We start from the raw sequence: 26,718 nt of genomic DNA on the forward strand, positions 1-26,718 counted from the left end.
GAACGACACCCCGCCAGTCCCGACGCAACCAGGTCAGGAAACCATGACAATACTCCAAAGCAAAATAAACCCAAGATCTGAAGAATTTCAGGCCAAGCAAACCGCCATGACAGAAGCCGTCACAGACCTGCGGGAAAAAGTCGCCACCATCCAACAAGGTGGCGGCCCCTCCTATCAGGAACGCCACATCGCCCGCGGCAAACTTCTACCAAGAGACCGCATCAACCACCTACTAGACGACGGCTCCCCCTTTCTTGAAATAGGCCAATTTGCCGCCTACAACGTCTACGGTGAAGAAGTCCCCGCAGCAGGCGTTATCGCAGGCGTAGGTCGCGTTTCAGGCACCGAATGCATGATCATCGCCAACGACGCCACAGTTAAAGGCGGCAGCTACTACCCACTGACCGTCAAAAAACACCTGCGCGCGCAAGAAATTGCCCTGGAAAACCGCCTGCCCTGCATCTACCTAGTAGACTCCGGCGGTGCCAACCTACCAAGGCAAGACGAAGTATTCCCCGATCGCGACCACTTCGGCCGCATCTTCTACAATCAAGCCCGCATGTCCGCCGACGACATCCCGCAAATCGCCGTCGTAATGGGCCTGTGTACTGCTGGTGGCGCCTACGTACCCGCCATGGCCGACGAATCCATCATCGTGCGTAACCAAGGCACCATCTTCCTGGCAGGCCCACCGCTGGTAAAAGCCGCCACCGGTGAAGTCGTTACCGCAGAAGACCTCGGCGGCGCCGACGTACACTGCAAAATCTCCGGCGTTGCAGATCATTACGCCGAAAACGACGCCCACGCGCTTGAAATAGCCCGCCGCTGCGTTTCCAACCTCAACCGCAAAAAGCCGGTACCCGTTGAAATACGCAAGCCAAAAGCGCCGCTATACGACCCTGCCGAAATCTACGGCATCGTTGGTACCGACCTGCGCAAGCCCTTCGACGTACGCGACGTGATTGCACGCACCGTAGACGGCTCCGAGTTTGACGAATTCAAACGCTACTATGGCCAAACTCTGGTCACTGGCTTTGCCCACATTCATGGCTACCCGGTCGGCATCATCGCCAACAACGGCATTTTGTTCAGCGAGTCGGCACAAAAAGGCGCGCACTTCGTCGAACTCTGCTGCCAGCGCAATATCCCTCTGCTATTCCTACAGAACATCACCGGCTTTATGGTTGGCCAAAAATACGAAGCCGAAGGCATCGCCAAGCACGGCGCCAAAATGGTCATGGCCGTTGCTTGCGCCAATGTACCCAAAATCACCGTACTGATCGGCGGTAGCTATGGCGCTGGCAACTACGGAATGTGTGGCCGCGCCTACAGCCCCGACTTCCTATGGATGTGGCCAAATGCCCGCATATCCGTAATGGGCGGCGAACAGGCAGCAGGCGTACTGGCTCAGGTTCGCCGTGATGGAATGGAGCGTAAAGGCCAAGAGTGGAGCGCCGAAGAAGAGGCCGCGTTCAAAAAGCCAATCACCGATACCTACGAAGAGCAAGGCCACCCTTATTATGCCAGTGCCCGCCTGTGGGATGACGGCGTAATCGATCCAGCACAAACCCGGGAAGTCGTTGCCCTCAGCCTCTCTGCCACCCTTAACCGGCCGGCGAAGCCCACACGCTTCGGCGTGTTCCGGATGTAATCGGGGAGAATGATCATGACAGAACAGAAATCCGCCGTTCTACTCAACCGCCGCGCTCAAGGCGTGACAGAAATCATTCTGAACCGGCCAGACAAACGCAACGCCTTTGATGACCTGATTATCCAACAGCTTATCAGCGCGATAACAGAGATAGACGCCGATAATGACACCAAAGTGGTGGTTCTACGCTCAGAAGGCAAGCACTTCTCAGCAGGCGCTGATCTGGGCTGGATGCGCCGTATGGCAGACAACAGCCAGCAAGAAAACCTAGAAGATTCACGCCAGCTCGCGCGCCTGATGAACTGTCTGAACCACCTCAGCAAACCCGTCATCGGGCTTGTTCAGGGCGCTGCCTACGGCGGTGCCGTCGGCCTTGCAGCATGCTGCGACATAGTTATTGCTACAGAAACATCCAGCTTTTGCTTGAGCGAGGTAAAACTTGGCTTGATCCCGGCTGTGATAAGCCCCTACGTAGTGCGTGCCATTGGAGAGCGTCAGGCCCGTCGCTACTTCATTTCGGCGGAAGTCTTTAGCGCCCGGACAGCTGAGCAACACGGCCTTGTGCATATTATCTGTGACGACGTTGATGCCATGAGCGCCCGATGTGACGAAATGCTACAACAGCTAGCCCAGAATGGCCCCGAAGCCATGATAGCCGCCAAGAGTTTGGTATTTGCCGTCAGCCACAAACCGATTGATAGCACCGTAATTGACGACACCGCACACCGTATCGCTGATATCCGCGTAGGCAAAGAAGGTCAGGAGGGGCTCAACGCCTTTCTGAACAAACGCCGCGCCAACTGGATTCCGGAGAGCAACTAACCATGTTCAGCAAAATCCTCATTGCCAACCGCGGCGAAATCGCCTGCCGGATTATCCAAACAGCACACCGCATGGGTATCCGCTGTGTCGCCGTTTATTCCGATGCGGACGCCAACGCCCACCATGTCGCCATGGCAGACGAAGCCTTCCATATCGGCCCGGCTCCTAGCTCGGAAAGCTACCTGCGCGGTGAAAAAATTATCGAAATCGCCAAACGCAGTGGTGCTCAAGCCATCCACCCGGGCTACGGTTTTCTATCGGAAAACACCGGATTTGCCGAGGCCTGCGAAGCCAACGGTATCGTCTTTATCGGGCCGCCCTCTTCTGCCATTGCGGCAATGGGTTCCAAATCCGCCGCCAAGGCCATTATGGAGAAAGCCGGCGTACCTCTGGTGCCCGGTTATCACGGCGACGACCAAACCCCGGAAACCCTTCGTGCCGAAGCAGAAAAGTGCGGCTTCCCACTACTGCTAAAAGCCGTCGCCGGTGGCGGTGGTAAAGGCATGCGCGTGGTTGAGAACATAGGCGAGTTTGATGATGCCCTCGCCGCCGCCAAGCGCGAAGCCAAGAATGCCTTCGGCAACCCGGACATGCTCATAGAACGCTATCTTACCCAGCCGCGCCACGTTGAAATTCAAGTATTCTGCGATCAAAGCGGCAATGGCGTATATCTGGCCGAACGTGACTGCTCGGTTCAGCGCCGCCACCAAAAAGTTCTGGAAGAGGCACCGGCACCCGGGCTAGGCGAAGACACCCGTAAAGCCATGGGGGAAGCGGCTGTTAAAGCGGCTCAAGCCATCGATTATGTAGGCGCTGGCACCGTAGAGTTTCTATACGATGTGGACGGCTCGTTCTTCTTTATGGAAATGAACACCCGCCTGCAAGTTGAGCACCCGGTCACCGAAATGGTAACGGGGCAGGATTTAGTGGAATGGCAATTAAAAGTCGCCTGGGGTGATCCCCTGCCACTGGAACAGCCTCAGGTCAAAACCCGCGGCCATGCTCTGGAAGCCCGAATTTATGCCGAAGACCCGGATCAAGATTTCCTCCCGGCCACTGGCAACCTGCGCTACCTGAGCACACCCGACGAAAGCGCCCATGTGCGGGTAGACACCGGTGTTATCGAAGGCGATGAAATCAGCATCCACTACGACCCGATGGTCGCCAAGCTGATTGTGTGGGACGAAACCCGAGATCAAGCCATCAACCGCATGGTTCAGGCGCTTGAGCATTACCGGATTGCAGGTGTGAAAACCAATATCCGTTTCCTGCATGCGCTGGCCGATTCCCAGCCATTCCGGGAAGCGGATCTTACAACCGGCTTTATCGACAGCCACCGGGAATTACTCTTCCCGAAATCAAAACTCGACACCCATAAAGCACTGGTTCTGGCAGCAGGTTTTGTGTTGGAAGAACGCAAATCCGCAGACTCTGTGAGCACTGACCCCTGGTCACCGTTCGGTCGCCGTAACAGCTGGCGCATGAACTCGGAATACGCTCAACCCCTGCAACTGCAAGTGGGCGACGACATACATGAGCTGAAAATTCTGGAGAAAGACGACCACTATCAGGTATCTGTAGATAGCAGCGTTTATAACCTCACCGCTAAACTTGCTGATGACTCACTGCAAGCCGTGATCAATGGCCATCGCATCAGTATCCACGGCAACCTGCACAACAATCAGCTCGTACTCTTTTACGAAGGCGACAGCTTCCAGTGCACCCTCTACCGGGAAAGCTACGTTTCCGACGACATGGCACCCGAAGGCGGCCTGGCCGCCCCCATGAACGGTGCAATAGTGGCAGTTCAGGCCAAAGTAGGCGACAAGGTCACCGCTGGCCAAACGCTGGTCATTATGGAAGCTATGAAAATGGAGCACGCTATCAAGGCTCCGGCAGACGGCATTGTCAGCGAAGTTTTCTTCAATGAAGGTGAGCAGGTTTCCGAAGGCGCAGAGCTGATTGCCATCGAGATTGCAGAAGCAAACGCAGAGCAGAGCGATGAGGAGGCAGGCTGATGGCCTTTCCCAAACAGGTGCGGCTGGTTGAAATGAGCCCCCGAGACGGTTTGCAAAACGAATCGGGGCCGGTGATTGCCACAAGCATCAAAACCCAACTGATCGAACGGCTTGCCGATTGCGGCCTCAACCACATTGAGTCTGCCAGTTTTGTGTCACCCAAATGGGTGCCACAGATGGGTGATGCCGCTGACGTAATGGCAGGTATCAAACGTAAAGCCGGCGTGCGCTATTCGGTTTTGACTCCCAACCTTAGAGGCTTCGAGAATGCTCTGGCAGCGGGCGTGGATGAAGTAGCGGTCTTCGGTGCAGCCTCTGAATCCTTTAGCCAGAAGAACATCAACTGCTCAATCGCGGAAAGTCTCGAACGCTTCCGACCAGTGATGGAAGCCGCCAGTAAGCACAAGATTCCGGTAAGAGGTTATGTATCGACTGTGCTTGGCTGTCCCTATGAAGGGGAGATTGCGCCTGAACAAGTCGCAAACGTTGCCAAAGCGTTGGCCGACATGGGCTGCTATGAGATTTCGCTGGGCGATACTATTGGTGTAGGTACTCCACTGAAAGCAAAGCGGATGCTGGAAACAGTGGCAAAACAGGTACCCGTTGAACGCTTGGCTGCACACTTCCACGACACCTACGGACAGGCACTAGCCAACCTGTATGCAGTGCTGGAAGAAGGCGTGGCGGTTCTTGATGCCTCGGTTGCGGGCCTTGGCGGCTGCCCTTACGCCAAGGGTGCCTCCGGCAACGTCGCCACCGAAGATGTGCTCTATATGCTTGAAGGACTTGGTATCGGCACAGGTGTAGATTTGCATAAATTGGTGGCTACCGGTGATTGGATCAGCAGCCAACTCAACCGTCTTAACGGCTCAAAAGTGGGCCAGGCTCTAAAGCCCTAAGGATCTGACATGACCAATAAAAAAGACGTTGTCGCTCTAGACCTCCCTATCCCAGACCTGAACGATCTGCCTGATGATGTCCGTAAGTATTTTGAAATATGCCAAGAAAAGCTGGGGATGGTTCCCAACGTGCTTACCGCGTTCAGCCAAAACCTGAACCAGCTAGACGGTTTCACGCGGTTCTATAACGAACTGATGATGGGTGAAAGCGAGCTGAGCAAACTCGAAAGGGAAATGGTTGCGGTAGTGGTTTCATCCGAAAACAAGTGCTTTTACTGCCTCGTAGCCCATGGCGCAGCAGTAAGAGTTTTGAGCGGCGACCCCGCCCTTGGCGAACATCTGGTGATGAATTACCGTTCGGCGAAACTCGACAAGCGCCAGCGCGCCATGTTGGATTTTGCATCCCACCTTACACGCTCCCCTGCAACGGTGGCTGAAGACGAAGTACAGGCACTGCGGGATGTAGGCTTTAGTGACCGCGGAATATGGGATCTTAGCAACGTAATCGGCTTTTACAACATGTCGAATCGCGTGGCGATTGCCAGTGATATGAGACCGAACCCGGAATACCACAAACAGAGCCGTTAACCGGCGCCCTAACTCCTAGACCTCGACCACAAAAACAATTGGAGGCAAACATGAACCAGACTCTTCCAAGCTACAGTAGCGGCACCTCCACCACACCGCTTCTGGGCATGACCATTGGCGAAATGCTTGACCGCACAGCCGCAAAATACCCTGACACCGAAGCCCTTGTGTGCCTGCATCAAAACATACGCTGGACCTATAAAGAGTTTCTTGCGAAGGTAAACGAGGCGGCCCGAGCCTTTCTTGCCATTGGCGTTAAGCGCGGCGACCGCGTAGGTATTTGGGCACCCAACCGCTATGAGTGGACAGTCACCCAGTTTGCAACCGCAAAAGTGGGTGCCATTCTGGTCAACATCAACCCTGCTTACGGCCTGCACGAACTGGAATACGCCTTGAATCTGGCGGGCATCAGCGTGCTGGTAACCGCAGACAGCTTTAAAGCCTCCGATTACCGTAAAACACTGTACGATCTGGCGCCCGAGCTGAAAGCCAGCACTCCGGGCAAGCTCAAAGCCCAGAAGGTTTCAGACCTGCGTGCGGTGATCAATCTGGATACAGAAAAACATGCGGGCATGTGGAGCTGGAGTGAATTTACCGGCTTTGCAAACGAGGTAAGTCAGGAAGAAGTCGATAACGTTCAGAGTCAGCTCCAGTTCGACGATCCCATCAATATACAGTTCACATCCGGCACCACTGGCAACCCAAAAGGGGCCACCCTCACCCACCACAACATACTGAACAACGGTTTCTTTGTGGGTGAAAGCCAGATTCTAACCGAGAAAGACCGACTGGTTATTCCCGTGCCTCTGTACCACTGCTTCGGCATGGTGATGGGCAACTTAGGTTGCATAACCCACGGCTCCACTATGATCTATCCGGGTGAAGGCTTTGAACCCAAAGCAGTGCTGCAGGCAGTGCATCAGGAGAAGGCGACGGCACTCTACGGCGTGCCTACCATGTTCATAGCAGAACTGGCCGAGCCCGAGTTCGAGTCCTACGATCTTTCAACCTTGCGCACCGGCATCATGGCAGGGTCCATCTGCCCGGCGGAAGTGATGAAAAAGGTCAATGGCAAGATGAACATGAAAGAAGTTCAGATCGCCTATGGCATGACTGAAACCAGCCCGGTTTCCACCCAAACCAGCTCACTCGATCCCTTCGAAAAGCAGGTTACGACCGTGGGCCGCACCCAACCTCATCTGGAGACCAAAATTGTTGACCCAGGTACCGGCAACGTATTACCCCGTGGCGAGATTGGCGAGCTGTGCACCCGCGGCTACAGCGTAATGCTGAAGTACTGGAACAACGAAGAGAAAACCCGGGAAGCCATCGACGCTTCTGGCTGGATGCATACGGGCGATCTGGCCACCATGGACGACGAAGGTTATGTGCAGATTGTCGGCCGCATTAAGGACATGGTGATTCGCGGTGGTGAAAACATCTACCCGAAAGAAGTCGAGGAATTCCTGTACACCCATCCCTCCATCGAGGAAGTGCAAGTAACCGGCATACCCGATGACAAATACGGCGAGGAACTGATTGCCTGGGTAAAATTGCGACCTGATGCAGAGCCGGTAGATGCCGATGGACTGATGGCCTTCTGCAAAGGCAAGATTGCCCACTTCAAGATCCCACGGAACTACAAATTCGTGGATGAATTCCCCATGACGGTAACGGGTAAGATCCAAAAATTTAAAATGCGTGAAATCTCCATTGAGGAGATGGGGCTCAAGTAAAAGCTCTCTGCATTCACAAGCCCTGGTTCGCCTTAGCTGCGCACCGGGGCTTTTTTTCGCCTTTAAAAATCTGTTTGACTAGGCTTCAATTTCGTGATGTTATCGAGGTTAACATTGTTACCACCGATAACATTTACTGAGTACAAGTAACACATGGCAAAACCGGCCTACCATCACGGGGATCTGCAGCTTCAAGCTCACTTGTTGGCCCTCGACACGCTCAGAACGCATGGGGATACCGCCATCAGCTTGCGGGCTCTGGCCAAACAACTCGGTGTCAGCGCTCCCGCGCTGTATCGGCACTTCTCAGACCGCGAAACACTGCTGGCCGAGCTCGCCATCGAAGGGTTTGAGTCTCTTCGTGATCGCCTGCAAGCGGTGAACCAAGAAGTTCCGCGCACTGCACTGATCGAGATTGGGCTGGTGTACGTCGCCTTTGCTCAGGAAGAACCCAACCTATACCGCTTAATGTTTGGAGGTCGGGTGTTACCCAAGGGCGCACATCCGCGTTTGGATGCTGCAGGCAAAGGTGCGTTTCAGGTTTTGGAAAGCACCGTGGCCCGTGCCCGCGATCTGGGCTATCTCAAGCCCTCGTCCGTTTCGTTGATGACAGCCGCGGCCTGGTCTCTGGTCCACGGGCTGTCACAACTCACCATCGATGGCCATTTGCCCAGCACGAAGGTAGAGCCCGCGCTAACCGAAGGCGTACTCAGCCTGCTACTGGACGGCTCTCGCGCAGATTCTTCTCAACAAACTGAACAATCACCGCAACAACAATCACAACAGGATTTAACCAATGAGCAGCCCTAAGCCAAGTACCATCCGCGTTGGTAAACGCTATCGCGAAAACCGTCTGAACGGTCCCTACGATGCCATCATTATCGGCTCTGGCATTGGCGGACTGACTGCGGCTGCCTGCATGAGCAAGATGGGGAAAAAAGTTCTGGTTCTTGAACAACACTATACCGCCGGCGGTTTCACCCACAGCTATGACCGAAACGGGTATGAGTGGGATGTTGGCGTGCACTATATTGGCGACATGGGTGCAGACCACACTCTTGGTAAGCGGCTGTTCGATCACATCACCGATGGCCAGTTAAAATGGGCGCCCATGGATGCAAATTACGACCGCATCTTTCTGGGCGACAAACATATAGATCTGGTTGCTGGTCCGGATGCCTTCCGTGCTGAATTAGTTAAAGCATTCCCTAAAGAAGAAAAAGCCATCGACACCTATCTGGGTTATTTACGCCAGGTATCCAAGGCCATGCCAGCGATTGTTTTGAGCAAAGTCTTACCAAATCTGGCCCTTGGCCCTCTAAGCATGCTTGCAAAACGCAAAGCGCCAGAGTTTCTCAACAAGCCTACCCGCGAGGTGCTTGAGAGTATTACTAGTAACCAAGAGCTGATTGCTGCGCTCACCGGCCAGTGGGGCGACAACGGCCTGCCTCCAGCAGAATCGAGCTTCATCATCCACTCGCTTATCGCACGCCACTATCTATATGGAGGCTACTACCCTATCGGCGGCGCCTCTGAAATGGCGAAGACCATCATCCCGGTGGTTCAACAAAGCGGTGGTGAAGTGTTCACCTATGCAGATGTAACCGGCATTTTGATCGAGAAAGGCAAAGCCGTTGGCGTTCGCATGGCCGATGGTGCAGAAATCCGTTCGCCAATCGTTATTAGCAATGCTGGGGTATTTAATACCTTCAATCAGCTACTACCTAAAGACGCACCCAGTTGGGATTACTATCAGGACAAGCTGACCACCGTTCAGCGCTCCATGGCCAGCAATTGCCTGTATATCGGCCTGAAGGATACGGCTGAAAATCTCGGCCTGCCGAAAACAAACTACTGGATATACCCGGGACCGAATTACGAAAAACAGATGCAGGACTTTCTGGCCGACCCCGAGGCCAATGACATCCCGATGACTTATATTTCATTCCCGTCCGCAAAAGACCCTAGCTTTTCCGAACGCTACCCTGACCGTGCCACTATCGAAATAGTAGCGCCCGGGCCGTTTGAATGGTACGAGGAATGGGCCGACAAAACCTGGGGCAAGCGAGGCGATGAATACGAAGCCAAAAAGGAAGAATACGCCCAGCGCCTCTTTGCAAAACTGTACGAGAAGTTCCCTCATTTGGAAGGCAAGGTGGATTACTACGAGCTATCCACCCCCCTTTCTACTGATTACTTCTGCCGTTATTGCAAGGGAGAGATCTACGGTTTGGACCACACGCCTGAGCGCTTCGAACTGGACTGGCTGAAGCCTAAAACCCGCATTCCCGGGTTATATCTCACAGGTCAGGACATCATGACCTGTGGCGTTGTCGGGGCGATGCTCGGTGGCCTGCTGACAACGATTGCCGTCAGCGGTTTCAAGGGGCTTCCGCTCGCAAAGAAGATGTTTGTAGGCTAATCACTGTCGGCGAGTTCGGTGTCACTGTCACAAAAGTGGCACCGACTTTATTCGTCTAGCACAACCTGAAAACCGCCGAAAATCATACGCGCCCCGTCAAAGGGCATAGGGTTGTCATCAACGTTAGATTGCCACTCCTCCATAACATTCTTCATACCCGAATCCCGGGCGTCACGTGAAGGCCAGATAATCCAAGAGAGAACCACTGTTTCATCATTTTTACATTGAACAGCCATGGGAAAGGACGTCAGCTTGCCCTCAGGAACATCATCACCCCAGCATTCAACAAGACGTATCGCACCATGCTTTTTGAACAGCTTCGCCGCCTCGGTAGCGTGCTTAATATAAGCCGCCTTGTTCTTAGTAGGTACCGCCAATACACAACCATCAATATATTCCATAACCGCCTCACTGATTGTTTGGTCTCAATAAGATAGCTCAAAGACAGCAAAAATTTCAGTCGCAGGGATTGCCCAAAATAAGAATGGCGGTTTAGGTGTGCCGCGTAGGTTAGCGGCACCCCACAACTTTCTGCCATGTCCAGCCATTTTCTTCAACCAGTGCTTTAAGGAGCTTGCGCCTTTCGGTCACTGATATTGCGCTGTGCTGTTCAACCAATCGATAGGCTACATTCGCGCTATCGCATCTAAGAGCTGGAGGTTCGGTGTTAGCAGCTTTTATATGGACGCTGGAGAGCGTGGTAAGGAACTCAGTGATTGCTCTCGTACAATTTGGAACGAGAACGTACAGCTCAGCCTGCTTTTCAAACGCTTCATCAGGTAAATTTCGCAATACCTCGTCCAAGATGGACACCTGTAACGCAAACGAAGCTTTCTCGGTAGGGCTATGAAAGTAGTGCAGAATGGGATACGCCAGATGGTTTTGGGCGACAAGTAGGATTTCGGTCGATATTGTTTTGAGATAACCCGGAAGCGATGTGTAATTCCTATCACTTCCCATGTGTTCGAGCACCGACTTTGTATTATTTCCCCACACCGAAAACTGGTTTGAAAGCGCTCGTTTAGCTGCGGTCGCCTGAATAACCGGTATAGCGTAGGTAATAGACAAAGTAACCAACACAAGCCCATTAAAAGCGGTAATGACGGATATCAATTCCCAGAGAGTACCGTTGGGAACAAAATCGCCAGTTCCCAATGTAGTGAGGGTGAAGCCCACAAAGTACACTGTTTCAAACATGTGAGCGGGTAGACGATCGCTGGAACTCACCACTGAGACCTCACCAGCCAAATAAATGAGCGACCAACCTAACCAGCTTAAACCAAACCAGAGGAAAATGAGCGCGAGGGTGATGCAAGGGCCTGCAACGACTCTCCACGTTTGTGATTGAAAAGTCTTGCTGCCCCACTTAAAGAATTGGTGCAAACCGTCAGAGAAAAATCTGCAAAAGATGCCAGTCGATGAAGCAGTCATCGCGGTAGTCATAAAGTCCAACCACACACTAATCACGATCAGAATGCCTGCCCCTGTTAGCACGCAATTCTCAAAGCCAATCGCCATCATCTATCACCCTGCTTTGCTCACTTTTTCAGCGGTAGAGCTATTATCCGTGTTATTTTCCTCAGCTAAGCGGCGAAAGGAGGACGAAGATGAAAAGTCCGTCGCATTTAGTTGTTCAACAGTTTTTCGAAGCTTACGGCGCTGACGTATGGACGCCAACTGCTCTGTATCCCAAGACGCTGGCTTGAGACCCAAACGGTTCTCGCTAACGTTTAAATCAAAACTTCGCTCAGCACCAATGGGCATATTTTCCGGACCGTATATGCCTATCAGGCTCAAGGTCAGGCGGGTAAATTCAAGCTTGCCCTGAGGCATACCATCGACAACCTTCAAATTCTCATCACGCGTAAGACGATGGATGAGCTCGCAGAAAGTGCCAATATGTAAGAAACCGCCAGACTCAATTGGCCCTTGCCTCGTATTCTCTCTTACGTTCAACGACGGCCGGTCGTCATCATCGCCCTCGCTATATTCCCGCTCGAAGTCAGTGACGTCCATCGTGATCTCACCTTCAGACGTTTCGAGCTTAGCGATGATGTATTCGATAAACACAGATTCTGCACTCATATTACTGATGAGACAGAGTGCATTAATGTCTTTGTTGCGACCGCGGTTGATGATCAAACGTGGGCTACGCTGCCGCCGAAATCCCAGATACAGGAGCTGGGCATACACCAGCCATATAACCAACGAACCAAAACTGGCAAATACGGACAGTACTTGATGATGCTCAGCTATCCACTTATACACAGTTGCCCCCTATTTAGATTTTTGCCCTGCTAACCCTTCTGCTTTGCAGCGGCGGCACACCTTGGTTAGCCAACTCCGGGAAATCATCATGCATGGACAAAGGCGAGCAATTTTCTCGAGCCGCAAGGTGTTCAGGGCGTTCACGCTTCGCAGAGTATGGCTCGCCCAATGTGTTTTCGACACTGTTATACACAAAGAAAAGGTTCGAGCGCGGCCAAGGCGACATATTCGTATTGGATGCGTGCAAGGTATTGCATTCAAACAGAAGTAACGAACCAGCAGGCCCCTTCGGCGCCTCAATACCACCTCGCTCAGCCAGTTTCGCTAGGCTATCACGGTCGGGAACACCAACCTGCTGTGCCTTAAGCGACTCCCGCCAATTGAGGTCTGGAGTTTCACCAAGACACGGCACAAAATAATGGTGCGACCCAGGTATCAGCATTAGGGGGCCATTGAACTCATTGTTGTCTGTGAGCATGAGAGAGGCACTGACGGCCCGCATTCTTGGCATTCCATCTTCGGCATGCCAGGTTTCAAAATCTGAGTGCCAGTCGAAGCCGCTGCCTTCAAACCCATATTTGTCGTTAATCCGCGACTGATGAATATATACCTCGCTGCCTAACAGCTGTCGTACCATTCCAAGTATTCGAGGGTCTCGCGTTAAGCGACTGAAGTTCTCAGACAGCTCGTGCATCCCAAAAACAGAGCGTATCTCACCCGTGTTTGGGTCATGAATAACTCTTCCCGATTTATTGAGTTTTTCGTCATTGGCCATTTCTTTGAGTTCTTCAAAGAATGGCAGCATCCGCTCCTGATTGAAAAAGCCTTCAAACCAAAGAAATCCGTCTCGCTCGTAACGAGAAAGCGAGACTTCATCGAGCGGCCCTTCCCAGCGATGTTGGTTGCGGGCATGAACGACTGGGTCTGTGCGCAAAAACGGACTAATTGGCTGCTTTAGGCGAGATGGAAAAGGAACAGTTTTATGTATCATACAGTCTCCCTACTTTAGTTGGTTACACCAAAAGTAATGACCCTGTTTAAATCTTTACCCTGTAGCAAATAACGTTAAGTGGGCTTCTAAGCTCTCTCAACCTAAGACGCAAAATTTTAATGAGATTTAATTTTCGCGACATATCACGGTAATGCTGGAAAAGGGCTAGTTGTATGCCCTCCCACTCTGTATCGCGCTCCAAAGTAAAGTATCTGAAAGATAACTATAAAGTTTGAATACTGTCGTCCATTGCCGTTTTCGCTAATTTTTGCTGGTCTAAACTGTCGCAGTGCGCAACCACTGTCCAGCGCCCTTCATTTTTTGCCGTACGTGCCTTTTCTATCAAGACATCATGATCCGGTCGCATTGCGACCGCACCGGCTAGCAAAAGAGCCAACACGGCGAACAAGAAACTTACCGCGATAAACGTCATTACGGGGCTTGAACGAGTCAGCGCAGGGCCAACCGTCACCAAGAGCCCTGCGACAGCAAGACCAACCACGAGCCCTATCACTCCGAAACGGACATGCGCTTTGATTAAAGACCGAGCAACACCATGTGTTTCGGGCTCAACCTTCTTTGCCATATTGGGGTCATTAGGTTGAACGATACGAATCTGAGCAAGGGGAATGCCTAAGCTTTCCAATGACTCTGCACCGCGCTCCGCGGCTACCTGACTATCAAATTCTGCGCTTATTTTGTGCGAATAGTTTTCTCCAAAAACTGCCCCATCGTGTTCAGACATATTTATATCTCCCTTAAGGTGTAAATTACGATGTTTAATAAGGGTAGACACGCGAAAGCTCAAAATGCAAACTCTGAACATCTAACAAACACTACGAAAAGTTCATATATCAACAGTTATTGGACTCAAGAAAATGCGCCAACTTTAAACTTTCCGTAAGCCTTTTTTATTTACGACCCGATATTTTCAATTATAAAATTTAAATTTAGAACAATGTAAGAAATTAATTCAACCATCTCCAATTGTCATATTTCAAGGAGAATGCTGAAATGGCTAAAAACCCACATAGTGAGAGTAATTCGGGGCCAGCAAACGATATAGGCCAAACCAACGAACATCGAAAAAACGAACAACTGGAAACGATGCGCTCCAGTGCCGAAGGGCACGATCTGCGCACTAACCAAGGTGTTCGTATCTCCGACAACCACAACTCTCTGAAAGCGGGTGAGCGTGGCCCAACGCTTCTGGAAGATTTCATCTTCAGAGAAAAAATGAATCATTTTGATAACGAGCGCATTCCCGAGCGTATCGTTCATGCCCGTGGCGCCGCCGCCCATGGCTACTTCCAACCGTATGAGAACGCTGCCCAGTTTTCCAAAGCTGGATTGTTCCAAGATCCTGATAAAAGAACCCCGGTGTTTACACGCATTTCAACAGTCCAAGGTTCTAGAGGATCGAACGACACGGTTCGGGATGTACGTGGCTTTGCGGTGAAGTTCTATACAGATGAAGGGAATTGGGATCTGGTAGGAAACAATATCCCGGTATTCTTTATTCAAGATGCCAACAAGTTTCCGGATTTCGTTCATGCCGTAAAACCAGAACCTCACAACGAAATCCCTCAGGGCCAGTCAGCCCATGACACTTTTTGGGATTTTGTCTCTCTTATGCCAGAAGCCACACATGCGGTGCTCTGGACTATGTCTGACCGAGCGTTTCCTCGACACTTCCGCAATATGGAAGGGTTTGGCGTACATACCTTTCGCCTAATCGATAAACAGGAGAAATCGCGCTTTGTTAAATTCCACTGGAAACCCGTGGCAGGTACCTGCTCGTTGATCTGGGACGAGGCGCAAAAACTCTGGGGCCGTGACCCGGATTTCAATCGCCGTGGTATGTGGGAAGATATCAGCAACGGCGATTTCCTAGAGTGGGAGTTGGGGGTTCAAGTGATCGAAGAGGAAAGCGAGCATTCATTCGATTTCGACATTCTCGATCCGACCAAACTTGTGCCTGAGGAGCAGGTACCCGTGATCCCCATTGGTAAAATGGTCCTGAACCGTAATCCAGACAACTATTTTGCAGAAACTGAACAGGTGGCGTTCAGTCCCGGCCACATTATTCCCGGCATCGACTTTTCCAATGACCCACTGTTACAAGGTCGCCTTTTTTCCTATCTCGACACACAAATGTTGCGATTGGGCGGCCCCAATTTCCACGAAATCCCGATCAACCGCCCAGTGTGCCCGTTCCACAATAACCAACGTGATAGCGTGCACAGGCAAACTATCAATACTGGACAAGCCTCCTACGAGCCCAATTCTATTGATGGAGGATGGCCGAAAGAAACACCCCCTGGGCCAGAGAATGGTGGTTTTGAAAGCCACCATGAGCGGGTCGATGCAAACAAGGTGCGAGCTCGAAGCGATTCCTTCGGCGATCATTATTCTCAAGCTACTCTATTCTGGGATAGCCAGACCAACGTTGAGCAGTCTCATATCATTCAGGCTTATGCATTTGAGCTGTCTAAAGTACAACGACCCCACATCCGCGAAAGAGTCATCACTGAAATCTTACCCAACATATCAGTAGAATTAGCTCAGGCGGTTGGTGAAATGCACGGTGTGGATACGCCCTCTGCGCCCACAGCTTCCGTAGAGGAGCTTGGCAGGAGCTCTCTAAACGAGTCCCCTGCCCTTAGCCTGATGGCCCGCCTACCAGGCAACATCAAGCACCGAAAAATCGCCATTCTTGCGGCGAATGGTGTTGATTCTGATCAGGTGAACACGCTACAAAAAAAATTGGCGGCAGAAGGCGCTACTGCGATGGTGATTGGGCCATCGATGGCACCAATCAAAGGGGCTAATGGTAGCTTAGTCGAAAGCGATGCAATGCTTAATGGTATGCCTTCAGTAACTCTGGATGCGGTCATTGTTCCGGGCGGTAAAGACAGCGTGGCTGAGCTCGCGAGTTCTGGTCAGGGTCGTTACTATCTGCAAGAGGCCTATAAGCATTTGAAGGTCATCGTGCTTCTGGGCGAAGGCAAAAATATGCTATCCGCCTCTAACGTGCCTGAAGATGAGGGCATATTACTAGGCGAACATATCGATGATGTTTTCGACCGTTTCAAAGCGACACTTGGTAAGCACCGGGTCTGGCCCCGTGATAGCGTGGCCAACGACATGCCCGCGTAGACCAATGCGTGTTCAGATCGAACCGCCTTTTAACCGAAGGCGCCACTGCGATCGCGAACACCATTGATATCGATGATGCTTGGAAATTTAGGAATAACGAAATACGGCCGATAACATTGGACACATCATCGGCCGTACTCAGAAACACAGATAACGATTACTTGGTGAGCTTATCCCACTCCTTCTCCGCTTCGTCTTTCTTCATTCCGTATTTTTCCTGAATCTTACCGACGAAGTGATCTTTTTTCCCTCCGATCTCTTCAACATCATCATCGGTCAACTTACCCCAGTTTTCGCGCACTTTACCTTTCAGCTGCTTCCAGTTTCCTTCCACAACGTCGTTACTCATATCGTTCTCCTGTCAAATGAAAAATAGCTTAACTAATCATCTATTGAGAGTTGAACTACTTATTTCCTATCTAAAGCGCAATGACATTTATGGACCACGCCCTTTCATAGCGTTCATTACTAACGAAACAACAAGCAAAACAATAAAAACAAAGAATAGAATTTTGGCAATTCCGGCTGCAGCCCCGGCAATTCCGCCAAAACCTAGTACGCCAGCTACAATGGCTATAATCAAACAAACTATCGTCCAATAAAGCATCAGTAACTCCTTTCTCCTTTCTAGTTAAGCGCTTTAATTCGATCAATTAATAATTAGCTTAACTTTCTGTGAATTGAGACTGATATAAAAAGACGTAAGGCAGCTAGACTTGATTACCACTGCGTTACGTCTATATTCAACGTGCCACATAGCTAGACTATCAACAACAGCCGAAACAGCTAAATTACTATCACAACCGATCAACAAACCCGTAAATCAATGAAATTGAATAAAATTTTCATTTCATTATAAATTCTTAAGATGGCGGTAAGGTATCCAAACTTTAGCTACCCAAGATTCTTCCGCACAAATTTCTGGATCTCGCCAACAATACCGCTTCTGAAAGCAAGTACAGTAATAACGAAGACACCCCCAAGAATTGGATCGACCCAGTCCCGAAGAGGGCCCTGCGATAGGTGATACTCAATGTTGACCACAAAGGTTGCACCAATTACTGGTCCAAGCAGGGTGCCCATGCCGCCAACCAGAGTCATTAGGATTACTTCGCCAGACATGTGCCAGTGCGCATCGTTCAACGAGGCTAACTGAAACACCACAGACTTCATGGATCCCGCCAGCCCCGCCAGAGCGGCTGAAATAACAAACGCCAGCACTTTGTAACGATCGACGTTATAGCCCAGTGATACCGCCCGGGGTTCGTTCTGCTTGATCGCTTTCAACACCTGCCCATAAGGACTACTAACAATCCGCTGAACCAACAGATAACACCCGATAAATACCGCCAGCACGAAATAATACATATTCAGATTGTTTTCCAGATCGATAACACCCAAAAGATGGCCTCTGGGAATGCCGTGCATGCCGTCCTCCCCGCCCGTAAACTCAGACTGCACGAAAAAGAAGAACACCAGCTGTGCCAATGCCAACGTAACCATCGCAAAGTAGATACCCTGCCGCCGAATAGACAACAGCGCAAATCCAAGCCCTAGGAACGTAGCCGCGAGCGTGCCCGCAATAATACCTAGCTCGGTAGACAACCCCGAGTAGTTGCTGAGCAGGTAACCCGTGGTATAGCCGCCAGCAGCAAGAAATGCCGCATGACCGAATGAAAGCAAGCCGGTAAACCCGAAAAGAAGGTTAAATGCCACCGCAAACAGGGCGAAGCACAGAATCTTCATTAGGAAGACCGGGTATATTGCAAACGGAGCCGCAAGCAGCAGAAGCAACAGGCCCGCATTCAACATGAGCCGCTTGCGCTCTTGCGCCGCCTGCTCTTTCACAATCGACTTATGGATGTCGGCAATCTTTGGTGATTGGTCCATGATTATGCCTCTTTACCAAACAAGCCACTGGGCCGGAACATAAGTACCAAAACCATGACCAGAAAAATGACCGCAGATGAAGCTGGCGGATAAAACGTTTTGGTAAGGCCCTCAATAACACCCATGAGGATGCCCGTTATGATGGCACCGCCAATTGAGCCCATGCCACCGATTACCACCACCGCAAACACTACAATCAAAGTAGTGGAGCCCATCACCGGTGTTACGGAATAGATAGGAGCGGCCAGAACACCCGCAAAGGCTGCCAGCGCAACACCGAACCCATAGGTCAGACTGATTAGCAGCGGTACGTTGATTCCGAACCCCTGCATTAGCTGGGAGTCCTCGGTTCCGGCACGCAGATAGGCGCCCAACTTGGTTTTTTCAATAACAAACCAAGTCCCAAAGCACACCAATAGCGCGGCCACGATAACCCATGCACGATAGTACGGCATGAACATGAAGCCGAGATTGATGCCGCCTTTGAACATGTCTGGCATGGCATAGCGCAGTCCAGATACTCCAAACCAATTAATAAGTACGCCCTGAATAATTAGGGCAACACCGAAGGTTAAAAGCAGACTGTAAATATGATCCTGACCAGCAATACGACGTAATAGGAAGTACTCAATAACAACGCCAAACGCACCCACCAACAATGGCGCCATAAAGAGCGCCACCCAGTAGTTAACACCCAAAGCATTGAACATAAGAACCGTTACCATGGCGCCGAGCATATACATGGCACCGTGGGCAAAATTGATAATCTTCAGCAAGCCGAAGATAACCGCGAGCCCGAGGCTCAACAGGGCATAAAATGCGCCGTTTATGATTCCGATCAGTAGCTGGCCAGAAAGCACAGCTAAAGGAACGCCGAAAATCATGGACATTGGGCTAACTCCAGAGGCAGTACAGAGGTTGGTATTTGGCTTATTGTCGGTTTGGCCTTAGCAGCGCACCCTGCAAGGGCACGCTGCGGGACCACACGCTTTAGTTATTAACCAGTTTGCACTTACTCTCGGAAAGCGGACGGTAAGACTCTTCTGCTGGAATCGTGCGAAGAATCTTGTAAAGATCCCACTCGTTCTTGGATTCAGCAGGTGTTTTTACCTCGGCCAGATACATATCGTGAACCATGCGGCCATCAACACGAATCTTGCCGTTCTTCGCGAACATATCGTTGATTGGCGTATCCATCATCTGCTTGCGCACAGTTTGCGCATCATCAGAGCCTGTGGCCTCGATAGCCTTGAGGTACTGAATAGTGCTTGAGTAAATACCTGCGTGAACCATGGTCGGGCGCACACCGGTTTTCTCCATAAAGCGGTCTGACCACTCGCGGGTCTCTTCGTTCATGTCCCAGTACCAACCGGTAGTCAGCTGGATTCCCTGAGCGGTTTGCGCGCCAAGTGCGTGAACGTCGGTCAAAAACAACAGCAGGGCCGCAAGAGTCTGGCCCGATTGAGTGACACCGAACTCACTGGCAGTGGTGATTGCGTTGGTGGTATCCGCACCGGCGTTTGCGAGGCCGACCACATCAGCACCGGAAGCTTGGGCCTGTAGCACGAAAGAAGAGAAGTCCTGTGTCGGGAACGGGTGACGAATGGCACCAACAACCTCACCTCCGTTAGCCTCCACAACGCGCCTTACGTCGCTTTCCAGTGAGTGGCCAAAAGCGTAATCAGCTGTCAGCAAATACCAGCTTTTTCCACCTTCTTTAACGACGGCACTCGCAGTGCCATTCGCCAGAGGATAGGTGTCGTACACATAATGGATATGGTTGGGGGTGCAGTGCTCGTTTGTGATACTGGAAGCTGCGGAGCCCGAGATAATACCAAGCTTGTCGTTTTCCTCCAGAATCTTGCTCACCGCGATAGAAACCGAGGAAGCCACCATACCTGCGACCATGTCTACGTTCTCGTTTTCTACCCAACGGCGAACGGTGCTGGAAGAAGTATCAGGGCTGTTACGGTCATCAGCGCTGACGATCTCAATGTTCTTGCCCTTCACGCTTCCGCCAAAGTCGGCGATAGCCATTTCAAGAGCAGACTGACCGTTCGGCCCTGCGAGATCCCGATATGTGCCAGACATATCTGCCAAATACCCGATCTTAACGGTATCGTTTGAAATGGCAGCCTGAGCACCACTGGCCATTAGGGTTGAGGCAATTGCTGAAGTCAGAAGCTTTTTCATCATTGTCATTGTTGTATCTCCGCTACTGTGTTGCATTAGTTCAAGTTTATTGTTGGTCTTGTTATATCTTGCGTTCTTGCCTATCCAGGATCACACCCCCAAATAGCCATCCAGCACCGACTGCTTGGCACTCAGTTCATCGGCACGGACTTCTTCCACAATCCGCCCGTGCTCAACAACGTAATGTCGATCAGCCAGAGGAGCTGCGAAGTGGAAATTTTGCTCCACCAATACAATGGTCAGCCCTTTTTCCTTGAGCTGGGTTAGAACATGACCCAGTTTTTCGACAATAACCGGGGCAAGGCCTTCGGTAATTTCGTCGAGTAGCAGCATGTTCGCGCCGGTGCGTAGTATGCGCGCTAGAGCCAGCATCTGCTGCTCACCGCCGGATAGCTTGGTACCCTGGCTAAAGCGACGCTCGTAAAGGTTGGGGAACATTGAATAGATTTCTTCGAGGCTCATGCCGCCACTGCGCACTATTGGTGGCAACGTTAGGTTCTCATGCACGTTGAGCGAGGCGAAAATACCGCGATGCTCAGGGCAATACCCCACTCCCATTCTGGCGATATGGTGCGGAGCGCAGGACATGGTTTCTTCTCCGTTGACCATGATGGAGCCGGTGCGACGGCCCACCATATTCATGATCGCCTTCAGGGTAGTGCTACGCCCGGCGCCGTTCCGGCCAAGGAGCGTAACCAATTCGCCACGGTGAACGACCAAATCTACCCCATGCAAAATGTGGGATTCACCATAATAAGCGTGCAGACCGGATATATTCAGTTGCTCGTAGTTCCGAGTCGCATCTGTGTTCATTGGCTGGCCTCCGCTTCGGCGACCGCACCACGCTCACCGCTGGCACCTGTTCCCATATACACTTCGCGCACCCGGGGGTCGGCAGAAACCGACTCGTAATCACCCTCTGTAAGCACGGCGCCCTGCGCCAGAACCGTAATTCGGTCACACAACTTACTAACAACGCTCAGGTTGTGTTCAACCATTAATACCGTGCGGCCTTTAGCGGCCTTACGCACCAATTCAACCACCCGGTCTACGTCCTCGGCGCCCATGCCCTGCGTAGGTTCATCCAACAGCATCAGCTTTGGCTCCATCGCAAGAGTGGTCGCGAGCTCCAGCGCCCGCTTGCGGCCGTATGCCAACTCTACCGTTGTGGTATTGGCATACTCGGCAAGGCCTACAGATTCCAACAGCTCCATGCTGCGCTCGTTAAGGCGGTTAAGAGACGCTCCAGACTTCCAGAAACTGTACGAAGTACCCTCGAAGCCTTGCAGAGCAACCCGTATGTTTTCCAAAGCTGTCATGTGCGGAAACACCGCTGAAATCTGGAACGAACGAACAACCCCTTTACGGGCAATTTGAGCGGATTTTGTAGAAGTGATGTCTTCCCCGTTGAACAGTATCTGGCCACGAGTAGGAATCAGGAACTTTGTTAGCAGGTTGAAAACCGTCGTTTTGCCAGCACCGTTGGGGCCGATAAGGGCGTGAATGTGGCCTTGCTGAATCTGAAGATCCACGTCGTTGACCGCAACAAAACCCTTGAACTCTTTAACAAGGTTTCGGGTCTCCAGAACGTACTGGTCACTCATGAGCCAATTTACCTTTTGTTATTGTTTTAACGTTTAGCGTTACAAGGCAGATTAGATTGACGTTTACGTATACGTCAATCTAATTTTGATATTTTTCAGGTGGTATCGAATAGGTCATGGTTGAGTGGGCAACGGGTTCATCAACACCTTCCGAATAAACGAACACCTCGCCAACACCCATCGTGCGGCCAACTTTGAGCATAGTCGCTTTCGCGCGAATGGGCGTGTGGGCTTGCGGCTTACGCAGAAAGTTAATGTTCAGGTTGGTAGTTACCGCCAGAGGCACAAGCCCGATTTTACTGAGTAACGCTGCATAAACGGTGACATCTGCCAGCCCCATCATTACCGGGCCAGACACCGTTCCACCCGGCCTAAGGTGCCCGTCGTCCACATCGAGCGTCATCTCGGCCCAACCATCCCCCAGCTTTTGCAAGCTGCCGTAAGCAGCTCCCTGGGGGAATTGGTCCTGCAGAAACCTATTCAGCTCTTCAAACGTGACCTTCATGAAGCCGACTCTTCCTGAGCTTGGTTACGCAACACAAAGCGCTGGATTTTGCCGCTGGGCGTTTTCGGGAGCTCATCCACAAATTCAATTTCACGTGGAAAGGCATGCGTGGAAAGGCGACGGCGTACAAGCTCCTGAAGCTCATCCCGCAGAACCTGCTCGTCCGCCGGAGCCTCGTCACCCTTGATAACCACATAGGCTTTAATAATGGAGCCGCGTTTTTCATCAGGCTTGGCGACCACTCCAGACTCTGCAACCGCGGCGTGCTCCAACAAGGTACTCTCTACATCCGCGGGACCAACTCGGTAACCGGCCGTCGTAATAATGTCGTCGTCTCGGCCACTGAAAGAAAAGCTGCCATCGCCATGGCAAATCGCCATATCGCCCGTAAGGTAATAGCCCTTCACGAACGGATCTTTTTCGCCCCAGGTATAGCCATCAAAGTGAAACAGAGGAGAAGCTTTCACATCGACAGCGATTTGCCCTACTTCGCCCTCGCCCACCTCTTCGTTCTTCTCATTCAGGGCGACCACTTTGTGGCCCGGGGACGAATACCCCATTGAGCCCTGTCGTACCGGATGCTTGAGCGCATGAAAGTTGCAACAAGTCATACCGGTTTCAGTCTGGCCATAGTGATCCATAACCGGACAATAGTGGCGGCTCTTAATCCAGTTAACGACCTCTGGGTTCAAAGGCTCACCGGCACTGCTGGCAACACGCAAGCCAAGGTTCTCGCCTTCGGGTAATACATGGTCATTGGCCTTTAGGAGCCGATAGGCAGTTGGTGCAGCGGCCAGATTGGTAATCTTGTACTTGCGGATCATGTCGTAGGTGGATTCCGGGGTAAATGCGCCCGGGTTGAAATGGGTGGCATGGCCCATCAGCAGCGGGCCCACCACCGCGTAATAAAGGCCATAAGCCCAGCCAGGGTCCGCAACGTTCCAGAAAACATCGTCATCGCGCAGGTCGATGGCGTATTTCATATAGACATAGAAAGCCAATAACGCGCGAGCCGGCACAGCAACGCCTTTGGATTTACCAACTGTACCCGAGGTAAACATCTGCAGGAACGGATCGGTGCCCTTGACCAAAACTGGCTCAAAATCATCGCTCTGTTCGTTTAGAGCGCTGCGAAAATCGCGAACATCTGCATCGGTTTTTTCTACATCAACACAAATAACCGGCGGGCAATCCTTCACTTCAGTGAGCTTAGAGTAGTTGGCAGGGTCTGTAACGACCAACTTCGTGCCTGCACGCTCAAGGCGGTATTCGATAGCACCGGAGCCGAATGCGGTAAACAGCGGCTGATAAACAGCACCTGCACGCAGCGCACCGGCAATAACGATAAGGAGCTCCGGGGTTCTCGGTAACAGTCCTGCAACTCGATCACCCTTTCCAATACCCTGAGAGACAAGATAGTTCGCAAAGCGTGCAGACTGCTCTTTAAGCTCTGCGAAGGTCAGGGTACCGTCGCTGCCGTCCAAAGCCTCATAGAAGAGGGCAACTTTTTCGGGGTCGACAGCCCACTTATCACACATTTCATGGCAAACGTTCAGCCCGTTCTCAAGGCTTCCGTCCAAGATCTCCGCTTCTAGAGCGGCAGGGTCAAAATTGCGATAAACGTCAGCGTATTCCGGAAGGCTCATGATCTGCTCCTGCTATTATTATCATTAAATGCATGGAACAAGATTTACCATAGCCCGCACTTTACGTAAAGGTAAACTTTAGACGAATACACATCAGAAAAGCGAGTAATTACCGAGGACATGACGAAGCCCATCGCAGTCCACTAAAGAGTCATCACAATTCACGACAATATCCGAACGCGCTAAAACATAGCCCTTGCCAGTGATGTTATTTTCAACAACCTGATACTCGCCCGCCTGCTCTATGCCAGAGAACTCACCAATAAAGCCGGTCTCACGCAACGAGATGGTTTCAAGTTTGTCTCCGGGGCGAATGAGCCCTTCATAATTCATAAGAGCAAGCCGCGCCGAGGTGCCGGTTCCGGTGGTACTTCTGCAGATAACACCCGGATGCACGTAGGTCGCAGAGCGGGAACGATAATAGCCCTCTGCGACTTGGTGTACAGGCCCCATAAAATGCAGAAATGGCAATGGCCCCACGTCGCCCAGAGTGTAATGGGAAAAACCCCGTTCGGCCTGAATCGCTTCGACAATGGCGTGAGCTGCAACTGCAAGCTCACGCTCTTCATCGAGCGTAAGATCAAAACCCAATGATTTTGCGTCCACCAATGCGTAGAAGCCGCCGCTGTAGGCCACACTGTAGGTGACTGTGCCAAGTGATGGCACATCGATACTGGCTTGATGGGTATGGATATAGCTTGGCAGGCCTTCGCAGGTTATCGCTTCAACCACGCCGTTTTCCACAAGCGCTTCTATGCGTACAAGGCCTGCCGGGGATTCCAGTAAAAAGCTCTGCCTGCCCTCCTTTTTGGGCACAATTCCAGCTTCCAAAACCGCCGTTGCCGTACAGATGGTGTTAGAGCCGGAATAGATCGGGTAACCCATCACTTCCATAATGATGTATCCGACTGCAGCACTCGGATCCGACGGAGGAACCAACAAATCCACAGACATCTCCGGGATACCGTAGGGTTCTTCCAGCAGCAGTTTTCTCAAACCATCGGCTTGATCGCGAAGGTACTCCATTTGCGCCCGCACACTGTCGCCCGGCAAGGGGATAATACCCCCCGTAACAATGCGGCTTACATCACCGCCAGCATGGGTATCCAATAGCTGAATGGTCAACTCTTGCTTCATGCGTCCCTCTCCAACGACCAAAGTTGGCCGTGTTCTTCCCATTGGGAATCCGGCACAATCACAATTTTGCCGAAATAACTGCTACCACGATTCATGAAGTAGCGCTCTGCTTGGTGTAGTTCCGATAGCCGGAAAGTACCGTGCAAAACTGGCTTTAGCCGCCCCTCGCGAATCCAATCCACAAGTTGCTCAGCCTCTTCTCGCGTACCGTGTGAAACCCCGAAGAGCTGCACCTGATACAGATATATTCGTGTCCACAAAATTTCACTAACGTTGCCGCCACTGGCACCCGCGATGCTCAGGCGAGGATAAGTGCTGCGGGCGTTCATATCGAAGATCATGGCGTCGATGAAGCGGTCGGTCATCTCGCCGCCTACCAAGTCCATTACGGCATCAAAGGGCCTACCACCTGTTTCGGCCTTTACGCGCTCAACAAAGCTGCCCATTTCGGAGCGATCAAGTACAGATTCGGCGCCCAACGCCTTAAGAGCCGCAGTTTTATCGGGCGTACTTAACGCGTAAGGAACGGCACCCATAATTCGGCAAAGCTGGATCAGCGCCGTTCCTACACCGCCGCTTGCACCGGTAACCAAAACACGCTCCCCGGCCTCCACTTTGGCAGACGTGAGCATATGCATAGCCGTCTGATAGGAACACATTCCCATCGCAGCTAACTGGGCATCACTCAAATCCTTGTTAGGCACAGCGTGGAACTGATCTGAAGGAACAGCCACGTATTCGGCGTAGCCGCCGTCTGCACCATGGCCATAATAATCGGGGGTTAAGTTGATATCCCGGCGGGCACTGCCATACATATTGAAATCCAGCAGTCCCCTGTCGCCAATGCGGCTAGGCTCGACGCCCTCACCCACAGCCACTACGCGGCCAGCAATATCGGCACCCTGAATTCGGGGAAAAATCAGCGTAGGCTTGCCGCCCATCTGGAATGAGGTGGTTTCACCTTTTTTCGTGGGATATAGCCCTTCCCGGGCTTTGCGGTCTGTATTGTTCTTGGCGGTAGCGGTTACCTGTACCAACACCTCGCCGGCCGCAGGAGACGGCGTGGGTACGCGTCTATACTCAAGCTTTTCGATACCACCATGGCCAGTAAGAACCATGGCCTTCATGGTATTCATGATATTCAGAGTCATAATTATGTAATCCTCCCTGCCTGCAGAACAAAATCAAT

Annotated in this window: 25 protein-coding genes; 9 read left to right on the top strand and 16 right to left on the bottom strand. The window is 51.7% G+C overall.

Annotated elements, in window-relative coordinates; all coding sequences use genetic code 11:
• Positions 1–43: 43 nt before the first annotated feature.
• The 8 genes from KO508_RS12040 (at position 44) to KO508_RS12075 (ending at position 10,136) form a co-directional block, all read left to right on the top strand.
• Positions 44–1,651 (top strand): carboxyl transferase domain-containing protein, encoded by a 1,608-nt coding sequence (locus KO508_RS12040; protein WP_216008854.1) that lies wholly within the window; start codon positions 44–46, stop codon positions 1,649–1,651.
• Positions 1,652–1,666: 15 nt separating this feature from the next.
• Complete coding sequence (locus tag KO508_RS12045) at positions 1,667–2,473, top strand: enoyl-CoA hydratase-related protein (RefSeq protein ID WP_216008549.1); 807 nt, start codon at positions 1,667–1,669, stop codon at positions 2,471–2,473.
• A gap of 2 nt (positions 2,474–2,475) precedes the next feature.
• The gene (locus KO508_RS12050; RefSeq protein WP_216008550.1) at positions 2,476–4,491 is read left to right on the top strand and encodes an acetyl/propionyl/methylcrotonyl-CoA carboxylase subunit alpha; all 2,016 of its coding nucleotides are present in this window, start codon (positions 2,476–2,478) and stop codon (positions 4,489–4,491) included.
• The gene (locus KO508_RS12055) at positions 4,491–5,390 is read left to right on the top strand and encodes a hydroxymethylglutaryl-CoA lyase (protein ID WP_216008551.1); all 900 of its coding nucleotides are present in this window, start codon (positions 4,491–4,493) and stop codon (positions 5,388–5,390) included. Before KO508_RS12050 ends, KO508_RS12055 begins: the two co-directional genes overlap by 1 nt.
• Positions 5,391–5,399: 9 nt before the next feature.
• Positions 5,400–5,978 (top strand): peroxidase-related enzyme, encoded by a 579-nt coding sequence (locus KO508_RS12060; protein ID WP_216008552.1) that lies wholly within the window; start codon positions 5,400–5,402, stop codon positions 5,976–5,978.
• A gap of 50 nt (positions 5,979–6,028) precedes the next feature.
• Positions 6,029–7,714, top strand: coding sequence for an AMP-binding protein (locus KO508_RS12065; protein ID WP_216008553.1), 1,686 nt, complete (start codon positions 6,029–6,031; stop codon positions 7,712–7,714).
• Between the two features lie 153 nt (positions 7,715–7,867).
• Entirely contained in the window at positions 7,868–8,524 is a 657-nt protein-coding gene (locus KO508_RS12070) for a TetR/AcrR family transcriptional regulator (protein WP_216008554.1), read from the top strand.
• Positions 8,511–10,136 (top strand): phytoene desaturase family protein, encoded by a 1,626-nt coding sequence (locus KO508_RS12075; RefSeq protein ID WP_216008555.1) that lies wholly within the window; start codon positions 8,511–8,513, stop codon positions 10,134–10,136. Before KO508_RS12070 ends, KO508_RS12075 begins: the two co-directional genes overlap by 14 nt.
• Positions 10,137–10,183: 47 nt before the next feature.
• Here KO508_RS12075 and KO508_RS12080 read toward each other — a convergent pair whose 3' ends face one another.
• From KO508_RS12080 to KO508_RS12100, 5 genes are all read right to left on the bottom strand, one after another.
• The gene (locus tag KO508_RS12080; protein WP_216008556.1) at positions 10,184–10,537 is read right to left on the bottom strand and encodes a DUF1428 domain-containing protein; all 354 of its coding nucleotides are present in this window, start codon (positions 10,535–10,537) and stop codon (positions 10,184–10,186) included.
• A gap of 109 nt (positions 10,538–10,646) precedes the next feature.
• On the bottom strand, positions 10,647–11,657 hold the full coding sequence (locus KO508_RS12085) for a potassium channel family protein (RefSeq protein ID WP_216008557.1): 1,011 nt from the start codon (positions 11,655–11,657) through the stop codon (positions 10,647–10,649).
• Between the two features lie 3 nt (positions 11,658–11,660).
• Entirely contained in the window at positions 11,661–12,404 is a 744-nt protein-coding gene (locus KO508_RS12090) for a hypothetical protein (RefSeq protein WP_216008558.1), read from the bottom strand.
• A gap of 13 nt (positions 12,405–12,417) precedes the next feature.
• Positions 12,418–13,395: an ectoine hydroxylase gene (gene thpD, locus KO508_RS12095; protein WP_216008559.1), complete on the bottom strand. Its 978-nt coding sequence runs from the start codon at positions 13,393–13,395 to the stop codon at positions 12,418–12,420.
• A gap of 223 nt (positions 13,396–13,618) precedes the next feature.
• Positions 13,619–14,140, bottom strand: coding sequence for a hypothetical protein (locus KO508_RS12100; RefSeq protein ID WP_216008560.1), 522 nt, complete (start codon positions 14,138–14,140; stop codon positions 13,619–13,621).
• A gap of 269 nt (positions 14,141–14,409) precedes the next feature.
• Between KO508_RS12100 and katE the strand changes: the two genes are divergently transcribed.
• Positions 14,410–16,554: a catalase HPII gene (gene katE / locus KO508_RS12105; protein ID WP_216008561.1), complete on the top strand. Its 2,145-nt coding sequence runs from the start codon at positions 14,410–14,412 to the stop codon at positions 16,552–16,554.
• A 157-nt stretch (positions 16,555–16,711) separates the two neighbouring features.
• Here katE and KO508_RS12110 read toward each other — a convergent pair whose 3' ends face one another.
• The 11 genes from KO508_RS12110 to KO508_RS12160 form a co-directional block, all read right to left on the bottom strand.
• The gene (locus tag KO508_RS12110; RefSeq protein WP_216008562.1) at positions 16,712–16,903 is read right to left on the bottom strand and encodes a CsbD family protein; all 192 of its coding nucleotides are present in this window, start codon (positions 16,901–16,903) and stop codon (positions 16,712–16,714) included.
• Between the two features lie 87 nt (positions 16,904–16,990).
• Positions 16,991–17,161 carry a DUF1328 domain-containing protein gene (locus KO508_RS12115; RefSeq protein ID WP_216008563.1) on the bottom strand — a complete coding sequence of 57 codons (171 nt, stop codon included), beginning with the start codon at positions 17,159–17,161 and terminating at the stop codon, positions 16,991–16,993.
• 287 nt (positions 17,162–17,448) lie between these two features.
• Positions 17,449–18,444, bottom strand: a complete 996-nt coding sequence (locus KO508_RS12120) for a branched-chain amino acid ABC transporter permease (protein ID WP_216008564.1) — start codon at positions 18,442–18,444, stop codon at positions 17,449–17,451.
• 2 nt (positions 18,445–18,446) lie between these two features.
• The gene (locus KO508_RS12125) at positions 18,447–19,334 is read right to left on the bottom strand and encodes a branched-chain amino acid ABC transporter permease (protein ID WP_216008565.1); all 888 of its coding nucleotides are present in this window, start codon (positions 19,332–19,334) and stop codon (positions 18,447–18,449) included.
• 100 nt (positions 19,335–19,434) lie between these two features.
• Positions 19,435–20,646 (bottom strand): ABC transporter substrate-binding protein, encoded by a 1,212-nt coding sequence (locus KO508_RS12130; protein WP_216008566.1) that lies wholly within the window; start codon positions 20,644–20,646, stop codon positions 19,435–19,437.
• A gap of 81 nt (positions 20,647–20,727) precedes the next feature.
• On the bottom strand, positions 20,728–21,450 hold the full coding sequence (locus KO508_RS12135) for an ABC transporter ATP-binding protein (RefSeq protein ID WP_216008567.1): 723 nt from the start codon (positions 21,448–21,450) through the stop codon (positions 20,728–20,730).
• Positions 21,447–22,241: an ABC transporter ATP-binding protein gene (locus KO508_RS12140; RefSeq protein WP_216008568.1), complete on the bottom strand. Its 795-nt coding sequence runs from the start codon at positions 22,239–22,241 to the stop codon at positions 21,447–21,449. Before KO508_RS12140 ends, KO508_RS12135 begins: the two co-directional genes overlap by 4 nt.
• Before the next feature lie 79 nt (positions 22,242–22,320).
• Complete coding sequence (locus tag KO508_RS12145) at positions 22,321–22,746, bottom strand: PaaI family thioesterase (RefSeq protein ID WP_216008569.1); 426 nt, start codon at positions 22,744–22,746, stop codon at positions 22,321–22,323.
• A complete protein-coding gene (locus tag KO508_RS12150) occupies positions 22,743–24,392 on the bottom strand; it encodes an AMP-binding protein (RefSeq protein WP_216008570.1) in 1,650 nt (549 codons plus the stop codon). Before KO508_RS12150 ends, KO508_RS12145 begins: the two co-directional genes overlap by 4 nt.
• 93 nt (positions 24,393–24,485) lie before the next feature.
• Positions 24,486–25,529 carry a proline racemase family protein gene (locus KO508_RS12155; protein ID WP_216008571.1) on the bottom strand — a complete coding sequence of 348 codons (1,044 nt, stop codon included), beginning with the start codon at positions 25,527–25,529 and terminating at the stop codon, positions 24,486–24,488.
• Entirely contained in the window at positions 25,526–26,680 is a 1,155-nt protein-coding gene (locus tag KO508_RS12160; RefSeq protein ID WP_216008572.1) for a zinc-binding dehydrogenase, read from the bottom strand. Before KO508_RS12160 ends, KO508_RS12155 begins: the two co-directional genes overlap by 4 nt.
• Positions 26,681–26,718: the final 38 nt, after the last annotated feature.

Source organism: Marinobacter salexigens, from assembly GCF_018860765.1.
Classification (GTDB): Bacteria; Pseudomonadota; Gammaproteobacteria; order Pseudomonadales; family Oleiphilaceae; genus Marinobacter; species Marinobacter salexigens_A.